The sequence below is a fragment of the Halopseudomonas bauzanensis genome, from assembly GCF_900114735.1.
Lineage (GTDB): Bacteria > Pseudomonadota > Gammaproteobacteria > Pseudomonadales > Pseudomonadaceae > Halopseudomonas > Halopseudomonas bauzanensis.
This window is the reverse complement of sequence record NZ_FOUA01000003.1, coordinates 274,594-291,671: the sequence shown is the minus strand read 5'-3', so window position 1 is coordinate 291,671 and position 17,078 is coordinate 274,594. Positions and strand designations below refer to the sequence as shown.

Below are 17,078 nucleotides of genomic sequence, written 5' to 3'. Positions count from 1 at the left end.
TATGAATCAACAGGCCACCTGGTTTCCGCTGACGCATCCGCAGTTCCGTTGGTTCTGGGGTGCTGGCGCCGTCGTCAATCTCGCCATCTGGATGCATACCGTCGGCGCAGCGTGGATCATGGCGGGTCTGACCGAATCAGCGTGGATGGTATCGCTGATCCAGACAGCCATGACGCTCCCGGTATTTCTCTTCGGTCTGCCGGGTGGCGTCATTGCGGATCTGGTGAGCCGGAAGTACTGGCTACTGTTCACACAAGCACTGATGCTGACGGCAGCGGCCGTGCTGTTGGTCATGAGCCTGATCGGCGCGCTCAATGTCTGGTCATTGCTGATACTGACCTTCGTTCTGGGGACGGGGAGCGCTTTGAGCATGTCCGCCTGGATGGCCGTGACGTTAACCTTGATCCCGCGTGATATCGTCCCGGCTGCCGTAGCGTTGAATGCTATTTCGACCAACGTGGCGCGTGCGGTAGGCCCAGCGCTGGCCGGTTTGCTTATCGCATTGGCCGGCCCGGCGTCCATGTTCTCGTTGGTCGTCCTGTGTTTTCTGTCGGTAATGCTCTTTCTGTTGCTGTGGCGGGCCCATCGGCTGCCTGAGGTGCTGCCGCCTGAAACCTTCGTAGGCGGTATGCGCAGCGGGCTGCGCTATATCCGCCACTCCGTGCGGCTCACCAGTTCGCTGAAACAGGTCTTCGTGTTTACCAGTTGCGCCAGCGCGTTATGGGCTTTGCTGCCGCTGATTGCCAGAGACCGGCTGGGTATGGAGGCGGATGGTTATGGCATGCTGATGGGCGCGCTGGGCGCGGGCGCGGTGATTGCCGCGGTCAATCTGACTCGTTTCTATAGGCACTTCCCGCTCAGAAATCTGGTGGTTGTGGGCGCGCTCGTCTTCGCGCTGGTGACCGCTGCTGCGGCGTTACTGGAATCGGCATGGCTGGTCTGGCTGCTGTTGGTGATCGCAGGGATTGCCTGGATGGCGGTGAATGCGACCGTTGCGACTATCATCCAGACCTGCGCGGCTGACTGGGTTCGGGCGCGAGTCGCCTCGGTGTATTTACTTATGTACATGGGCGCCATGGCGCTGGGCGGCGCAGTTTGGGGGTTCCTGGCTGAACATCTGGGAACCACCGGCAGCTTGTTGATATCGGCTGCGGCCATCGTTCTGGGATTGCTGCTTACGCGTAATGGTATTTTCGTCCTCGGTAGCGAAGCCGATTACAGGAGTGTTTCACAGACTGACAAGCTGCTGATTGCTGGGGAAGTATCGCATTCTGATGGGCCGGTATCGGTTGAAATCTGCTATCGGGCTGGCTCAGAAAACCAGACGGAGTTCATCCGGGCTGCCTACGCTGTAGGTAAGGCAAGACGCCGAAACGGGGCGCGAAATTGGCGGCTGTATCGCGATCTGGCCGACCCGGAACGTTTCGTTGAGCGCTTTATCGTGGAGTCCTGGTTGGATTATCTTCGCCAGCGAGCCAGGGTTACCCACTCGGATCAAGCGCTGGAGGCGGCGCTCAAGCATTACCTCGTTGACGCGGGCACGGCAACCAAGCGCTATATTTATCAGGCCGATGTAGAAGCAATTTGGCGCTGATGTAAATCGTTATCAAAATTCTATTCTTGATAGAGAATATTATATATACTGTCATACAGTGCATCATCAATATACCTCCCCAATCATAGAAGCGAAACTTTGAAAATGGATGCTGAAGTGACACGCGGCAGTGACAGAAATATGGCGAAATCGTCCCTGGTAACTGTTAAACCGGTGGTCAATGCCGTTCGCATACTCCGCTTCCTGAGCCAGGCCGGCGCTCCGGCGCGCTCCGTGGATATCGCCAGGAAGCTCGATATCAACCCGAGCACTTGCTTCAATATCCTCAGAACGCTGGTGGCCGAAGACATGGTCGAGTTCAGCCCAATCTCTAAACGCTATTCTGCGGGGTTTGGCTTGGCCCGTCTGGTCGAGCAATTCGTGACCCAGGGGCAAAAGGTGCAGCGGGCCAAGCCGTTGCTGGAAAGCTTCGCAGCCGACTCAAAAGTGACTGTCACGCTGTGGCGTCGGATGGGAAGTGACAGGAGTGTTATCGTCAGTTCCGCAACCTGCCCTACGGATGTCAGTATCAATATGAGTGAAGGGCAGCGGGTGCCCATCCTGATGGGTGCGAGTGGTCGTTTGTATGCGTCTGAGCTGGATCTGGATGCTGAGCAGCCACGCGAAATGTTTGAAAAAATTCGCTGGGGAGGGCAATTGTCCTATGCCACCTATCGACAACAGGTGGCAGACGCCGCCGAGCGCGGATGGGCAATTGACGATGGTCATTTTTCAATTGGCATTCTGGCGGTAGCCGCGCCGGTATACTCGCCGGCCAGGACGATCGATTACACTGTGTCGGCGGTCATGTTCCGTGGCCAGCGAGACGAGGATGGCATCAGCGAGCTCGGCAAGGCGCTTTGCGGTCTGTGCAATGAATTGCAGGATGTGCTGTTCTAATCTTCAATCGCGCACCAGCAGAAGACTTCCCCCCAGCGGGCCGCCACCGGCAGCAGTTACCGCTACCTGATGATCGGCTATCTGCCGACCTTCTGCCTTGTTCCACAACTGTAGGCAGGCTTCGTGTACATAACCCAGACCGTGCGTGCGGCCACCGGAGAGCTGCCCGCCGTTGGTATTGATCGGGAGTTCCCCGTCCAGCGCAATACGCTGGCCACCCTCTACAAAACGCCCGCTTTCACCCTTTGGGCACAACCCCAACGCTTCCAGCCAGATCATGGTCAAGATGGAAAAACCATCGTATAACTGAGCGGAGCCGACATCCTTCGGCTTGAGGTCGGTGCGAGACCACATCATTCGGCCCACATCGAATGCTGCGCCTTCGGTAAGGGAAATCTGATCCCATGACCAGGGCTGATTGAGAGCTGCCCCGATAGCTTCGATACGGATCGGGGGGTTGCGGCAGTCTTTGGCGACATCCCGTCGGGACAGGATGATGGCCGTCGACGCATCGCAGTGAACGTCGCAATCGAACATGCGCAGCGGGGTGGAGATCATCCGGGACTGCATGTAGTCATCCATGCTCATCGGAGATCGATAGATTGCCTTGGGATTGCGCTGCGCGTTGCGGCGACAAGTGAGGGCTATCTGTGCCAGTTGCTCGGAGGTAGTGCCATAGTCGTGAAAGTGGCGCTGCGCATACATGGCCATGAGGTTAGCCGCGGACAGGACATTGAAGGGCGTATACCACTGCCAGGCAAAGCTGCTGTCTCGGCCCAGGGTCTTGTTGCTCAGTGCAGAGGCCTGCTTGTTGTGCTGCCGGGTTGAGGATTCAGTGATGGTGCGAAACACCAGCACGTGTCGGCACATGCCGCTGGCGATTGCCATGGCACCATTGATCAGGCCTGTCAGGGGGCCCGGTCCTTCATAACCTCCTCCAAACCAGTTGACCTCCAGCCCGAGAGCGTTTTTCAGCGCAAGCGGACCCACTGGCGAAAAGCTGTCCCCGTTATTGTTGTCGCCCGGCCAGCAGGCTATGCCGTCTATGTCCTCCTTGCGCAGGCCCGCATCATTGATTGCTTCCAGGCAGGCATCCAGAGTAAGGCGCATCCCTGATAAGGTAGACGGGCGGCCCACTTCTGATTGGCCGATGCCGGTGATGGCGACATCTTTCTCGTACTGTCGGTCGTGCATGCTCAATCCTTCACGAATAGGGGTAACCAGACGTCATCTTCCTGCTGGAACCGCACCCGCACTTTCATTCCTATATGCACCTGCTCGGGCGGCGTGTCTTCGATATTTGTGACGAAGCGGAGGTCTTTCTGCTCCTGCAGCTCGACGATGGCGATGACAAAAGGGGCCGCGAGTTCGGGTGTCCAGGGCTGATGGTTAATGGTGAAGCTGGCTATCACGCCCTTGCCCGATACGCGCTGCGGTGCCACCTCAAAGCTGGTGCACGTGGGGCAGATCGGGGAGGGTGGATGGAAATACCGCTTGCACGCTTCACATCGGTGAATGAGCAATTCTCCATTCCTGCCTCCCTGCCAGAATGAGTGGTTATCGGCAGTGAGAGCGGGCAGCTTTCTGGGCATCACGCAGTTCCTGTAAGGGGCAGCCTTGAGTTTGCCAAGAGTATCATTTGTACATATATTAAAAAAGTGTTCTAATAATTTGGGTCGAGCCGCGCTGTTTGGTTCGCGTTAATAAAGATAAGATTAGCTCGTAGAGGACCTCTAGATGAACCTTAGTCTGCAAGGCCGCGTAGTAATCGTGACGGGCGGCTTTGGCGTGCTCGGCAATGCTCTGTCAAGGTTGCTTCTTGAGCGCGGTGCCCGTGTAGCCGCGCTGGATCTGAATCCGGCTCCCACTGCCATTCCCGGTCACTCCGATTTTCTGTCATTGGGTGAAGTCAATCTCACCGACCCTGCTTCAGCAGAGTCAGCGATGCATCAGGTTGCTGATGCCTTCGGCCATATCGACGCGATCGTCAACGTGGCGGGCGGCTTTGCCTGGGAAGCCTTTGAAGACGGGGCGCTTGATACCTGGGATCGCATGTATCAGATGAACGTGCGAACCGCAGTGGTAAGTACCCACGCGGCGCTGCCACATATTCTGAAGGCAAGCAACGGGCGAGTGGTCAATGTGAGCGCCCTCGCTGCACTCAAGGCAGGCTGTGGGGTCGCGGCCTATGCAGCGTCCAAGGCAGGCGTTTCCCGCTTTACCGAATCCCTGGCCGAAGAGCTCAAGAGCCGGGATGTGACGGTAAATGCCGTCATGCCAAGCATCATCGATACGCCTGGCAATAGGGCGGATATGCCGGATCAAGACTTTTCCAGCTGGGTGAGGCCTGAAGCGCTTTCCGCTGTCATCGCCTTCCTGCTGACTGCGGAAGGGCAGGTCATCACGGGTGCCTGTTTGCCGGTGAGCGGCCGGGTATGAACGGCATCACAACAAGGAGATTGCACCCATGAGGTTGGTCACTTTTGTCAATGACGAGGGGTTGGAACTGGCAGGTGCTCTGTTTGACCAGGATCAGGCGGTTCTTGATCTGCAGCAGGCCTATACCCTTCTCAAAGGTGGCCGCTCGGCCGCGCTGAGCAGTGTACTGGCGCTGGCCGAGGCCGGTGAGGAGGGGTTGTCGTTGGCGCGGTCGCTGCTTGCAAAAGCGCCTGTCGAGGCTGTACGTCAGCGGGCTGCCGTGCACCTGCGTGCGCCCATTCAGCCGCCGCCACAGATGCGCGACTGTTCCTGCTTCGAGCTGCATCTGCGCCAGAGTTTTGCGGCCGCGCGCCGCTTGCGTGCGATGCGTACGCCTGACCCCGAGGCGACGCTCAAGGCGATGAGTACCAGCGCCGATGATCGGGTTATTGATACCTTTAATCGTCAACCTATCTATTACAAATGCAACCGGTTTGCCGTGGTAGGCGTTGATGACCAGTTCGAGTGGCCCGCCTTCAGCAAGGCGCTGGACTTCGAGCTCGAGTTCGGCTGCTACATCGGCAGGAAGGGCAAGGATATCAAGCGTGAAAATGCGCGCGAACATATCTTTGGTTACACCATTTTCAACGACATCAGTGCCCGTGATGCCCAGGCCAAGGAGATGAGCGGCATGCTCGGTCCGGCCAAGGGCAAGGATTTCGATACGGCCAACGTCATGGGGCCTTGCCTGGTCACTGCAGACGAGCTGGGTGATCCCTACGATCTGAACATGATCGCACGCGTCAACGGCGAAGAGTGGGGGCGCGGTAATACCCGGGATATGCGCTGGCAGTTCGAGGACGTTATTGCACACATCTCGCAATCCGAAACCCTTCATGTGGGTGAGTTCCTGGGGTCGGGTACGGTAGGCAACGGCTGCGGACTCGAGCAGTTGCGGTATCTCAAGCCAGGGGATGTGGTGGAGCTGGAGATAGATGGCATCGGTAAGCTGAGCACACAGGTAGGCTCGCCTGGCAATCCGTTCTGATGCTTGCAGCGGTACGAGTAGCCAAGCTGCTCAGGGAGTGTGTGTTAACGCAGATTTAATTGATTTTACTAAGTTTCGTAACAAATGAATCTGTAATTTAGTGTACAAATATTGAATAAGTGTTTATTTTTGTGCTTGAAGAAGCCTGAATAAGATCCTTAATAATTGGAGGCGAATATGCTCACTAATTCCAGCCCGGTGCTCTCTGATGGCACCAAGATTTCAGAGCTAATCTACCCGGAAACCCGCGAAGTACAGATGCGCGTGTTGTCTGATCCTGAAATCTACGAGTTGGAGATGGAAAAGATCTTCGGTCGTACCTGGGTGATGTTGGGTCACGAATCAGAGATTCCTGAGCCCAATGATTTCATTGTACGTGATATGGGATCCGATTCCGTTATCGTTGCCCGTGACAAGAACGGTGAAATTCATGTCACTCTGAACGTCTGCCCACACCGGGGCATGCGTGTAGCGCTGACTGATTGCGGTAACGCCACAATCCATAAATGTATTTATCACGGCTGGGCTTTCCGTCCTAACGGTGACTTTATCGGCTCACCGGTAAAGCGCGAGTGTATGCACGGCACGATACTCGAAGAATCCGAGCTTGGTCTGAAGAAAGCACGCTCCGTTTCTTATGGTGGACTGATCTTCGCCACCTGGAATATCGATGGCCCGTCGTTTGATGAGTTTCTTGGTGATGCCAAGTGGTACTACGACATGCTTTTCCTGCGCAGCGACAAAGGCATGGAGGTTCTCGGGCCACCACAGCGTTTTATCGTCAATGCGAACTGGAAAACGGCCGGTGAGCAGTCTGCAGCGGATGGTTTCCATACGCTCACTCTGCACCGCTGGCTCGGAGAGGTCGGTAACTATTCGAAGAAGGGGCCTGCAGAAGAGGAAAGTGATGAGCCCGATCTGACCCCGGAAATGTATGGCGTGGAAGTCAGCTCTCCCCATGGTCATGCGCTCCGCTGCATCGACCTGGCGCGCAAGATCCGCCGTCTGACAGGCCTGGAGCCTGACGATCTGACCGTTCAACAGAAGCTCGATGCACTGCCGCCTGCAGGCATGACCAAAGATATGGTCGCGCAGTTGTCGAACAACCTGACAGAGGATCAACTCAAGGTTCTGACGTCCATGCCTCCGCAGGTGGGCGGCATGTTCCCGAATATTCTCTTCGGATTTGTCTATATTCCACAGCCGGATGGGTCAGTGGTCGGCTCCATGACCATGCATACCTATATCCCGCGCGGCCCCAACAAGCTTGAGTTCTGCAACTGGATTTTCGCAGAGAAAGACGCTCCGGAAGAATTGCGTGAGAAGATGTTGAAGCAGACTATTCAACTTTTCGGCACCTCCGGCATGGTTGAACAGGACGACTCTGATACCTGGCCGCATATGACATTGTCCGCCAAGGGGGCTATGGGTCGCCACATGACGCTGAAGTATCAGGCTGTATATGAAACCGGCAAACCTGAAGGCTGGCCTGGCCCGGGGATCGTCAACGAAGGCTTCACCAAGGACGATACTCAGTGGCATTGGTGGCTGTACTGGAACGAGCTGATGAACGCCGAATAAACCCAGATCAACAAGAACAGGAGCTTCTCATGCAGCAAGTTCAAGAACAGAACTCTGATGTGAGTCAGGGTCAATATGTAGCTGTTGGATCCGCTGAATACAGTGCCATCCTCACTTTTCTATACGAAGAGGCGGCGCTGCTCGACCAGTTACGCCTGAACGAGTGGGGTGCGCGTCTGGCCACCGATCTGGTCTATACCGCACCGTTACGCCATACCCGTCTGGGCGTGGATCATGCCAAGAGCTTTGTGCGGTCGGTGATGCATTTTCATGATGATTATCGTTCGGTAATGGGGCGCATCCTGCGGCTTTCCGGTCAGAGCGCCTGGGCTGAGGATCCACCGTCGCGTACACGACGTCTGATTACCAACGTTCTGATTCGTGAAACGGCCAATCCGAATGAGTTTGCCGTCACCAGCTACCTGCTGCTGACACGCAGTCGTTTCAGTGATCATCATGTGGATGTGATCAGCTGCGAGCGTCGGGATCTCATTCGTCGGGAGACGGATGGCAGCTTCAAACTGGCCAAGCGTGAAGCCCTGCTGGATCAGTCAGTACTCGGAACCGCCAATCTGGCCGTGTTCCTGTAAGAGGCGGCTCGGTTGCTTTGACAGTACAGAAGCCCGCCTATTTGGCGGGCTTCTTCTTGATGGGTTGAAGTGCGGCTTGAGAAGGGTCAGTCAGGTGGCAGGACGGATCTGGTCTTCAAGTCCCGCGAGCCAGTCCCGATCTCCGGCGCAAAGCTGATCGCCGCGGCCGGTAAAATCCTGGGTCGAGCCTTTCATGCGCAAGGCGTGCTCGGCGCGCTCAGGTTGCTGAGCAAAACAGAGCCCGGTGCTGCGGGCATGTTGTTCTGCGTCCAGGTCGAATTCACGCCCCCGTGAAATGATCGTGCAGCGGCGCAATAACAAAGCGGCTTCGGCCTCTTCCGGCGGCAGGGTCTTGATCGCCCAGCCAGCCATGCCATGATTCAGATCAACTCCGGCATAGAGGGCAGGGCTCTCTATGAGCGTTCCCTGAGTCTGCCATTGAAGAGCCAGCTGGCCATCCCGCAGTAGCTGGGGTGCCGTGCGGCCAGCCACCCGTTTGGCGATGGTGATGTCGTATACGCGGTGCAATGTACTCCGCGCTGCGGCAGCGATAGCCAGTCCCGCCAGATCAAGCATATGGGTACATTGATGGCGGCTGTCCGTTACCCTGGTGACGCTGTGGGCTATGTCGGATAGGGACATGCCTATCAGTGACTCGAGTGGTTTTGCAGCGGCCGGGCAGGCTGTGAAAGGGTATCGGACAGCGTAACCTTTCACTGCGGTGACAGTCCCGTGCTGGTGTTGAATGCTGACTCTGAAATGGTGGAAGTCATCTTCCAGAGCCGCTCGAACTTCACCGTTATGCTGTGTGTGGATTTCCACGCGACGACGAAAAATCATTATATATGCCCTTGGAAAACGAAATGGATTTGAAGTGGAAGAACCGATAAATGTGGGATAATATGAACATTAACAAAAAAAGTGTTTATTAAGAAGGCTGCTGATTATGAGACTGCTCGAGAACAAGGTTGCCCTGATCACCGGTGCCGGCGGAGGCATCGGGGAAGGCGTCGCGCGCTATTTTGTCAAACAAGGCGCGGCTGTTGTGGTTGCCGAGCTGAACCCGGCCCTGGGCGAAGCGGTCGTCTCCGATCTGCGCGCGCAAGGTGGCCGGGCCTTGTTCTTCAAGACAGATGTCTCGGATAAGCAGAATATAATTGATGCGGTTCAGGCTGCGGAGGAGCACTTTGGCGGGCTGGATATTCTGGTCAACAACGCTTTTGCCCCCACACCCAATGTGCTGATGGAAGATAAATCCGATGAGATGCTCGAGCAGACGTTGGGCACGACGGTATGGGCAGCCTGGTGGGCCATGCGCGCGGCGTTGCCATTGATGCGCAAACGGGGTGGTGGAGCCATCATAAATTTCTATTCCATCGATACGGAGATCGGTGCCTGGCTGCATGCCGATTATAATACCGCCAAGTCGGCGATCCTCGGTCTTACGCGCAGCGCGGCTGCCGAGTGGGGGCGCTTTAATATCAGAGTGAACGCCATCGCACCGACCGCAATGGGTGCCACCTTTCACAAGCTGGCGGCCGAGAATCCGGGGTTCGCAGAGCGCTCCGCATCCATGCGACCCTTGGGGCGCAGCGGCGAGCCTGAAGCGGATATTGGCCCGGTAGTAGCCTTCCTCGCTTCCGAGATGGCGCGGTTCGTGACGGGAGAGTCGATTCATGTGGATGGCGGCCTACACCTGCCGGGCTACAACTCAAGACCCGCCGATATACCCGTGAAGGAGTACTGAGTTCGGTTGTGTGGAGGGTCTGGATCAGAAGGATCCGAGGCCCTTAATGCCTTTCTCGCAGATCTTCTGTTGCCTGGTAGTAACTCATGCCTCAGATACTCTTGGCTTCAGACAGCTGCGGAGCTGTGGGCAGCGGTCATGAGAGTGATAGCTCTGCGCATTGCGCAGAGCTATAGGGGAGATCAGCGTTTCTTGACGCTGATGTTGGTATCTTCCAGATCCCAGGTGTTTTCTGTCTTGCCCTCATCTCGCAACTGGTATTTGAGCACGCGGCCTTGGGGGTTCTTGGGTAAGGTGCTGCGAAATTCGATATAGCGGGGGAGGGCATAATAGGGCACTGCATCCATGGCCCAGTGAAACAGCTCCTCCTCCGCGAGTTGCGCGCCCTCGTGCAGAATGGCGGTAACTTTCACATCGTCTTCGCCCTTGTCTGACAGTACCGCGTGTACTGCCACTTCTGAAATGGCCGGGTGGACGGCGAAGGCTGACTCCATTTCGAAGCTGGATATGTTTTCACCACGGCGTCGCAGATAGTCCTTCTTGCGATCAACGAAGAAGAAAAACCCGTCTTCATCGAACTTCCCGATGTCTCCGGTGTGAAACCACATATTCCTCATCAGTTCCAATGTTGCTTCAGGTCGGCGCCAGTACCCCTGGAACATGATATCCGGGCGTAGCGGGCGCACAACGATTTCCCCCGGTACGTTGGGCGGAACTTCATGATCATTATCGTCCACGATACGCACGTCAAAATCCGGAATGCGCTTGCCGGATGAACCGGGTTTGGCATACTCGCCAGCGGCAAGCGAGGTAATCACGCAGGCTTCGGTAAGGCCGTAGCCGTTGCCGCCAACGAGCTGTGTGCCGAAGCGTGAACGCCATATTTCCTTGGTTTCCTCCGTGTAAGGATTGCCGCGGGCAGTATGAATTTGCCCGTAGCAGCGCTTCATTGCATCGTTGTCTGGAGCTTTTGCCAGAAGCCCACCCATGCCACCAAGAATGGAGGCGATGGTCGCACCGCTGCGTTCCACCTCCGGCCAGAAGTTGGAAACGGAGAAGCGGGGGAGGATGGCGGCCCGGGCGCCAACCATGATGCTGGCGATGATGGTCACGCACAGAGCATTCATATGAAACAGGGGCAAGGGAGTGATGGTGACGTCATTTTCATTTGCCGAGCCGGAACGCAGCTGCAAGCGCGCCAGATTGCACATGAAGTTGTAGCTGACCATGCATCCTTTGGAGGGGCCGGTGGTGCCTGAGGTGTAGATCAAACAGGACAGATCAGACGGCGCTGGCTTCACTTCAAACGGCGTCGCATCCTGACCTCTGTGCTCATCAAGCGCGGCAACGGGAACTGCACAGTCGATAGCTGTCTCAAGTGTATCGCGATGAAGAACGAGCTTGAGGGCATCAAGCTGACCGGCGACGGCGGCTACGCGTTCCAGGTAAGACGCTTCGCAAATCAGCAGCTGGGTGTCGGCATCGGCTATCTGGTGGCGCAGGAACTCCCCGCGCAAGGCGGTATTGATGGGCACACTGACAGCGCAGAGCTTGTTAACTGCCAGCCAGCAGACAACAGCGTCAATATTGTTGTCCAGCATGGTGACGACCGTATGGCCAGCCTGAACACCCAGTTCAGACAGGGAGTGGGCAAGCTTGGTAGAAATTAAATCAACATCACGAAAAGTGTATAACTCTCCGCTAAAGTCGAGGAAGACTCGTTCTGGATGGCGTGCAACAGCTCGATCCAGCGCTGCGATCACCGTGTCCTGCTCTCCAACGAACCACGTCTCTGCATTTCCAGTACCGCTCATACGAAATCTCCTTCCGGCCAGCTCACTATGGGAGTCTGGTGGTTTTATTTTTAATACAGAATTTAATTCTATATTGTATTTTTCGCGTTGTCTCTAGCCTGAGTTGAACAGAAATTGCTGATTGTGACCAGTTAAACTGATAGAGTAGCCTTTGATGACGCTGACAGGAGGGGGACATGATGCTTGATAAGGAAGCTGCAGAGACTGAAGTAATGAGGGGGAAGGGGGAGTCAGTAAGCCGTTCGGGTGCCGCGCGTAGGCCGGATTCAGTTCTGACGGGGGGGAAAACGCGGGTAGTGAAGCCCAACCGTCGATCTGAAGAAACGATCAGCAGCATTTTGCGGGCCACCGAAGAAGTGGTGCTGCTTTCTGGTGCTGATCGTATTTCCATTCTTGAGGTGTGCAAGCTGGCAGGTGTGTCCCGCGGTACCTTCTACCGTTATTTTTCCTCCCAGGAGGATCTGCTTGATACGTTCTCCCGCCACAAGCGGGATGATTTCCATCAGGTTCTGCTCAATACGATCAGCACTGTCGAGGAGCCTGAAGCGCGGCTCAATGCGTTGATCAGCTTTATCGATGACTACCTGGAGCAAAGCCGGGCACAGCGTTTGCTGGTTGTGGCACCGGAATATGCGCTGGGTTTCTTCAGGCGTATCTTTCATGATTCGATCCTTCGTTTTCAGGATACGCTGGATATCGTCTTCGATGACTGGGATGCGAGGCTTGGGGTCAAGCTGGACAGGGAGTTGATCTGCGAAATGATTATTCGTTATGTGCTGAGCGAGGTGCTAGTTCCGGAGAGAGCTGGTCGGCGGCTGTTGCCCGTGCGGGTGAAAAGACTTTTCGCTTCATTGATCATGGGTTCCACCTCCCGAACCCGTCGCTGAATTCGGGGACCTGCTGCCCCGGAACATTCCCGCCCCCGGCCCTGGGGGCCTGGAATGCGCTTTGCGTTATAGCTGTAGTGCTCCGGTTTACGATGTTTGAACACTGCTACAGAATCTGTAGCAAGCCGCTTCGCTAATCTTTTCGTATGTTTCTCTGCACCTTTCCCCGCGAAACGCTGCTGACTGCTGCGCGTTTTGTTCATGGTTGGTAAAATAATCTGTTAAAAAACAATTGGTTATCTGGTTTCCCCCAGTGTTGGGAGCGGTAGAATCGACTTGATGCTTTACGCCAGAAACCTGTTCAGACTACAAAAAAATTGAACAGATTTTTGAATTATGCTCAATATGTATTATGCTGTCGCATGCAAGCCAGGCGTATTGAGATATTCAACGCCTGCGCGCTTTCACCCAGAACAATCAGAACAGGGATTTATCTCATGCTTATCGATCTTCATGCACATGCGCCGCACCCGGAATACTACGACCAGCACCCGCATTGGGGGCCGGCTTTTGAATCGCAGTCTGATGGCGATATAAAGCTGCGTGTTGGCGAATGGATTCTGACACTGGGCGCGCCGGAACGGAAAAAGGCCTTGCGCGAGGCCCACGCCCGCGGCGAAACGCTGCAGGTAGCCGAGTACATGGCCAAATGGGCTGACCCCCAGCACCGCCTCGCCGGGATGGACGCCGCTGGTCAGAATGCCCAGGTCATCTCCGTGCCAAGTCACTGCTACATGTACTGGGCTGAACCCGAGTTTGGCGTTCCCTTTGCCAGAACGGTGAACGACTCACTGGCCAAGTATTGCTCCGGAGCACCTGATCGCCTTATGTTCTGGGCGCATGCACCGTTGAACGTGCCCGTCGAGGCGGCCAAGGAGATTCGTCGGGCGGTCACCGAGCTGGGCGCCAAAGGCCTGGTAGCCGGTGGTTCCAACTTCGGCGGACTGGAGTTCGATTCGCCGGAAATGGATCCCGTCTGGGAGGCGCTGTGTAACCTGGATGTGCCCATGTTTGTGCACGGCTACAACCAGTCAGTGACCTGGGGCAAGGAAGCCAATACCGACCGTTACGAAACAACCGCGATCCTCGGCATGAACTACGACGAAACCAAATGTTTCTGGTACATGATCAACGGTGGTGTATTCGATCGCTTCCCGAACCTGAAGGTCTACATTACGCACGGCGGCGGTTATGTACCCTATCAGCTCGGTCGGATGGCGCAGACCAACCCGAACCTTGACGTGTCCTATAACAAGAAGCCTTTCCTGGAGTATCTGCGTAACTTCTATTTTGACGTCGAATTGCACGAGGTGCCCATGCGCCAGGCAATGGTGGAAGTGATTGGTGCTGACCGGGTGCTTTACGGTTCCAATTTTGGCGGCAGTGATGCAGTACGTCATGACCTGACCTCGGATCTGAAGCTTTCCCAGGAAGATATGGATCGCATCCGGTGGAAGAATGCCTGTGAGCTGCTGCACCTGGATCCGGCAAAGGTCGGCAAGGTGGGAGACCCCGCCAAATCAGCCGGTAAGGTAGGTGCCTGATGAAACTGGCACGCTGCTCTTTTAACGGCGGCAAGCCCTTCTGGGCGGTCGTCGATCTCGAGCATGACGAAGTCAATCCGATCCTGGGTGATTTTCAGGAATGGGCACCCCGAGTCGCCGGTGGTGCCGGGATCAGCGCATTGTCACTGGCTGCCAAGCCAGTGACGATGGCTGATATCGTGCTCCTGCCACCAGTTGATCCGACCAATCGTGTGGTGGTGGCGGGTGCCAACTATCTTGCGCATCTGCAGGATGATTTCGGACTTGACGCACCCGTCCAGCCGGTCGCTTTCCTCAAGGCCTACGGTGCCTTGATTGGCGCGAATGATCCAATCCGTTACCCACCACTCACCAAGGAGCTGGATCATGAGGTGGAGCTTGTGGCGGTGATCGGCAGCAGCCAGATCGATCTGCAGAACCCGCTTGCTTGTGTGCTCGGCTATACCGTGGGCAATGACGTCAGTGCGCGAGATCTGCAGCGTAGCGGCCCTAAAGGTATTGGCATGGATCTGTTTTCTGCCAAAAGCCAGGATCGCACCACGGGTGTAGGGCCGTGGATTGTCACCAAGGATGAGTTCCCACAGGGCTCGCCCAAGCTGCGTCTGACACTGGCGGTAAACGGCGAAGTACGTCAGGACGGAACAACGGCCGACATGACCTGGGATGTGGGCGAGCTGATCGCTTTCGTGCATGCGCGGTCCAGTTTCGCCTGCGGAGATATTCTCTTCACCGGATCACCTGCCGGTGTTGGCATGGGAACCGGACGTTTCCTGAGTCCAGGGGATGTCGTGGAAGCCTCCGTCGAGGGTATTGGTACGCTCCGCAACGTGGTCAGTGAAAAAAACGTATAAGAGGCTCTTTATCATGGGTGCTGACAAAAGCAACAAGGTAGTGGTAGTGGGCGCAGGTCTGATGGGCACCGGTATTGCCCATGCCTTCGCGAGCTCAGGTTTCGAGACAGTATTGGTGGATACCAATGCCGCTGCCCTCGAGAAAGCCTATGCAAGTGTTGAAAAAATATTGGGTGATGGTGTCCGGTTGGGCAAGGTCAGTGAAGAGAAGGGGCGGGCTGCCCTGGATCGGCTGACGGTCAATGCAGACTTGTCCGAGGCGGCAGTAGGCGCCAACCTGCTGGTGGAGACCGTTTCCGAACAGCTTGCAATCAAGAAAGCGGTGGTTATGCAGGCCGCCAGTCTGATGGTGGATAACGCCATCATCGCCAGTAACACGTCGGCCCTGAGTGTCACCGAAATTGCAGCATCGGTTCCTGCTCCCGAGCGCTTCATAGGGATGCATTTTTTCAATCCGGTGCACAAGATGAAGCTGGTCGAGCTGGTTCGCGGACTGGCTACCAGCGATGAAACTGTCGCGAGGGTCAAGGATCTTTGCGATGCGATTGGCAAGACGTCAATCACCGTCAACGAATCTCCCGGCCTGACTACCAGTCGCATGTCTGCGCTGTTGGGTAATGAGGCGATGTATATGCTTCAGGAGGGCACCGCTACCGCCGAAGATATCGATACTGCGCTCCGTATGGGCTTCAATCACCCTATGGGTCCGCTCGAACTGGGCGATCTCACAGGCTGGGACACGCGCCTGTCCGTACTGCGTTACTTGCATGAAACGCTGGGTGAGAAGTTTCGGCCTTGCCCGCTGATCATCAAGATGGTCGCTGCCGGACGGCTGGGGCGCAAGACCGGGCACGGCGTATATCAGTACCATGAAGGCAATCGAGTTCCCGGTTCCGGGCTCAAAGGAAGTGCGTTATGAATGATATCGTCATTGTCGACGCAGTACGCACGCCGGTTGGCCGCTTTCGCGGCAGCCTGGCTGGCGTCCGTGCCGACCACCTGGGCTCGTTGGTCATCAATGAGCTGTTGCAGCGCACGGGGCTTTCCGCCGAGCAGATTGATGACGTCATCTTCGGTTGTGTGACGCAGATCGGAGAGCAGTCGGCCAACGTCGCGCGCACGGCCCTGTTGGGCGCGGGTTGGCCCGCTTCTGTGCCGGGCCTGACGCTGGATCGCAAGTGCGGCTCCGGTGAAGCGGCGGTACATGCTGCAGTGGGCGCCATTGCAGCCGGAGCTGCAGAGATCGTGATTGCCGGTGGAGTGGAAAGCATGAGCCGGGTGCCTATGGGCAGCAACCGCGAGATACATGGCGAAGCGTTCGGCTGGATGGCGCTGGAGCGACACGAGCTGACCTCCCAGGGCGAGGCAGCGGAGCGCGTGGCGGAAAAATGGCAGATCAGCCGTGATGAGCTGGACGCATTCGCTCTTGAAAGCCATCGTCGTGCGGCCGTTGCTGCGGATGCTGGGTATTTCGAACAAGAGATTGTTCCAGTACCGGCAGGCGAATACTGCGAGAAGGGCTATGAGGGTTTCACCGGGCTGCTTACTGCCGATGAAACCATTCGGCGCGACACCTCTCTTGAAAAGCTGGCTAGCCTGAAGACCAGCTTCCGTCCGGAGAACGGGCGAGTCACGGCAGGTAATTCGTCGCAAATTTCTGATGGTGCTGCTGCGCTGCTGCTGATGTCCGCGGAGACGGCGTCCCGTTTGGGCCTGAAGCCCCGGGCGCGGATCAGAGCGACTGTAACGGTGGGCGCGGATCCAACGCTGATGCTCACGGGTCCCATTGAGGCTACGCGTAAAATTCTGGCCAAAGCCGATCTGAAGATCGACGATGTAGATCTGTTCGAGATCAACGAAGCCTTTGCATCCGTACCTATCGCCTGGCTCAGGGAAATAGGCGTGTCGGCAGATCGCCTGAATGTGAATGGCGGTGCCATTGCCCTTGGCCACCCTCTAGGTGCAAGTGGCGCACGGATCATGACTTCAATGTTGAATGAGCTGGAACGTCGTAACGGTCGCTACGCCATGCAGGCGATATGCTGCGCTGGTGGCATGGGAACCGCTACGCTGATCGAACGCCTGGTCTGACAAGTATGCCGAC

The 17,078-nt window shown here is 56.4% G+C and carries 16 protein-coding genes; 12 read left to right on the top strand and 4 right to left on the bottom strand.

Annotated elements, in window-relative coordinates:
• Nucleotide 1 precedes the first annotated feature (1 nt).
• Nucleotides 2-1,594, top strand: coding sequence for an MFS transporter (locus tag BM267_RS09730; RefSeq protein ID WP_074779616.1), 1,593 nt, complete (start codon nucleotides 2-4; stop codon nucleotides 1,592-1,594).
• A gap of 105 nt (nucleotides 1,595-1,699) precedes the next feature.
• Nucleotides 1,700-2,494 carry an IclR family transcriptional regulator gene (locus BM267_RS09725; RefSeq protein ID WP_074779614.1) on the top strand — a complete coding sequence of 265 codons (795 nt, stop codon included), beginning with the start codon at nucleotides 1,700-1,702 and terminating at the stop codon, nucleotides 2,492-2,494.
• Nucleotides 2,495-2,497: 3 nt separating this feature from the next.
• On the opposite strand, the gene BM267_RS09720 is transcribed toward BM267_RS09725, so the two are convergent.
• Both BM267_RS09720 and BM267_RS09715 read right to left on the bottom strand, forming a co-directional pair.
• Nucleotides 2,498-3,688, bottom strand: a complete 1,191-nt coding sequence (locus BM267_RS09720; protein WP_074779612.1) for a thiolase family protein — start codon at nucleotides 3,686-3,688, stop codon at nucleotides 2,498-2,500.
• 2 nt (nucleotides 3,689-3,690) lie between these two features.
• Complete coding sequence (locus BM267_RS09715) at nucleotides 3,691-4,086, bottom strand: Zn-ribbon domain-containing OB-fold protein (RefSeq protein ID WP_074779610.1); 396 nt, start codon at nucleotides 4,084-4,086, stop codon at nucleotides 3,691-3,693.
• Nucleotides 4,087-4,231: 145 nt separating this feature from the next.
• Between BM267_RS09715 and BM267_RS09710 the strand changes: the two genes are divergently transcribed.
• The 4 genes from BM267_RS09710 (at nucleotide 4,232) to BM267_RS09695 (ending at nucleotide 8,131) form a co-directional block, all read left to right on the top strand.
• Entirely contained in the window at nucleotides 4,232-4,933 is a 702-nt protein-coding gene (locus BM267_RS09710) for an SDR family NAD(P)-dependent oxidoreductase (RefSeq protein WP_074779608.1), read from the top strand.
• Nucleotides 4,934-4,961: 28 nt separating this feature from the next.
• The gene (locus tag BM267_RS09705; protein ID WP_074779606.1) at nucleotides 4,962-5,960 is read left to right on the top strand and encodes a fumarylacetoacetate hydrolase family protein; all 999 of its coding nucleotides are present in this window, start codon (nucleotides 4,962-4,964) and stop codon (nucleotides 5,958-5,960) included.
• A 177-nt stretch (nucleotides 5,961-6,137) separates the two neighbouring features.
• Nucleotides 6,138-7,541 carry an aromatic ring-hydroxylating dioxygenase subunit alpha gene (locus BM267_RS09700; protein WP_074779604.1) on the top strand — a complete coding sequence of 468 codons (1,404 nt, stop codon included), beginning with the start codon at nucleotides 6,138-6,140 and terminating at the stop codon, nucleotides 7,539-7,541.
• Nucleotides 7,542-7,570: 29 nt separating this feature from the next.
• Nucleotides 7,571-8,131 carry a 3-phenylpropionate/cinnamic acid dioxygenase subunit beta gene (locus tag BM267_RS09695; RefSeq protein ID WP_074779601.1) on the top strand — a complete coding sequence of 187 codons (561 nt, stop codon included), beginning with the start codon at nucleotides 7,571-7,573 and terminating at the stop codon, nucleotides 8,129-8,131.
• A 90-nt stretch (nucleotides 8,132-8,221) separates the two neighbouring features.
• Here the strand turns inward: BM267_RS09695 and BM267_RS09690 are convergent, their stop codons facing one another.
• Entirely contained in the window at nucleotides 8,222-8,971 is a 750-nt protein-coding gene (locus tag BM267_RS09690) for a DUF2889 domain-containing protein (protein WP_074779599.1), read from the bottom strand.
• Between the two features lie 106 nt (nucleotides 8,972-9,077).
• Between BM267_RS09690 and BM267_RS09685 the strand changes: the two genes are divergently transcribed.
• Nucleotides 9,078-9,878 (top strand): SDR family NAD(P)-dependent oxidoreductase, encoded by an 801-nt coding sequence (locus BM267_RS09685; protein WP_074779597.1) that lies wholly within the window; start codon nucleotides 9,078-9,080, stop codon nucleotides 9,876-9,878.
• 182 nt (nucleotides 9,879-10,060) lie between these two features.
• On the opposite strand, the gene BM267_RS09680 is transcribed toward BM267_RS09685, so the two are convergent.
• Complete coding sequence (locus tag BM267_RS09680) at nucleotides 10,061-11,692, bottom strand: ATP-dependent acyl-CoA ligase (RefSeq protein ID WP_074779595.1); 1,632 nt, start codon at nucleotides 11,690-11,692, stop codon at nucleotides 10,061-10,063.
• Nucleotides 11,693-11,868: 176 nt separating this feature from the next.
• Between BM267_RS09680 and BM267_RS09675 the strand changes: the two genes are divergently transcribed.
• The 5 genes from BM267_RS09675 to BM267_RS09655 all read left to right on the top strand — a co-directional run bounded on the left by BM267_RS09675 (nucleotide 11,869) and on the right by BM267_RS09655 (nucleotide 17,065).
• Complete coding sequence (locus BM267_RS09675) at nucleotides 11,869-12,579, top strand: TetR/AcrR family transcriptional regulator (RefSeq protein WP_074779593.1); 711 nt, start codon at nucleotides 11,869-11,871, stop codon at nucleotides 12,577-12,579.
• 437 nt (nucleotides 12,580-13,016) lie between these two features.
• Nucleotides 13,017-14,123 carry an amidohydrolase family protein gene (locus BM267_RS09670; protein ID WP_074779591.1) on the top strand — a complete coding sequence of 369 codons (1,107 nt, stop codon included), beginning with the start codon at nucleotides 13,017-13,019 and terminating at the stop codon, nucleotides 14,121-14,123.
• Nucleotides 14,123-14,974 carry a fumarylacetoacetate hydrolase family protein gene (locus tag BM267_RS09665; RefSeq protein ID WP_074779589.1) on the top strand — a complete coding sequence of 284 codons (852 nt, stop codon included), beginning with the start codon at nucleotides 14,123-14,125 and terminating at the stop codon, nucleotides 14,972-14,974. The genes BM267_RS09670 and BM267_RS09665 overlap by 1 nt, the downstream gene beginning before the upstream one ends.
• A gap of 13 nt (nucleotides 14,975-14,987) precedes the next feature.
• Nucleotides 14,988-15,893 carry a 3-hydroxyacyl-CoA dehydrogenase gene (locus tag BM267_RS09660; protein ID WP_074779587.1) on the top strand — a complete coding sequence of 302 codons (906 nt, stop codon included), beginning with the start codon at nucleotides 14,988-14,990 and terminating at the stop codon, nucleotides 15,891-15,893.
• Complete coding sequence (locus tag BM267_RS09655) at nucleotides 15,890-17,065, top strand: thiolase family protein (protein ID WP_074779585.1); 1,176 nt, start codon at nucleotides 15,890-15,892, stop codon at nucleotides 17,063-17,065. Before BM267_RS09660 ends, BM267_RS09655 begins: the two co-directional genes overlap by 4 nt.
• The last annotated feature ends 13 nt before the right edge of the window (nucleotides 17,066-17,078 follow it).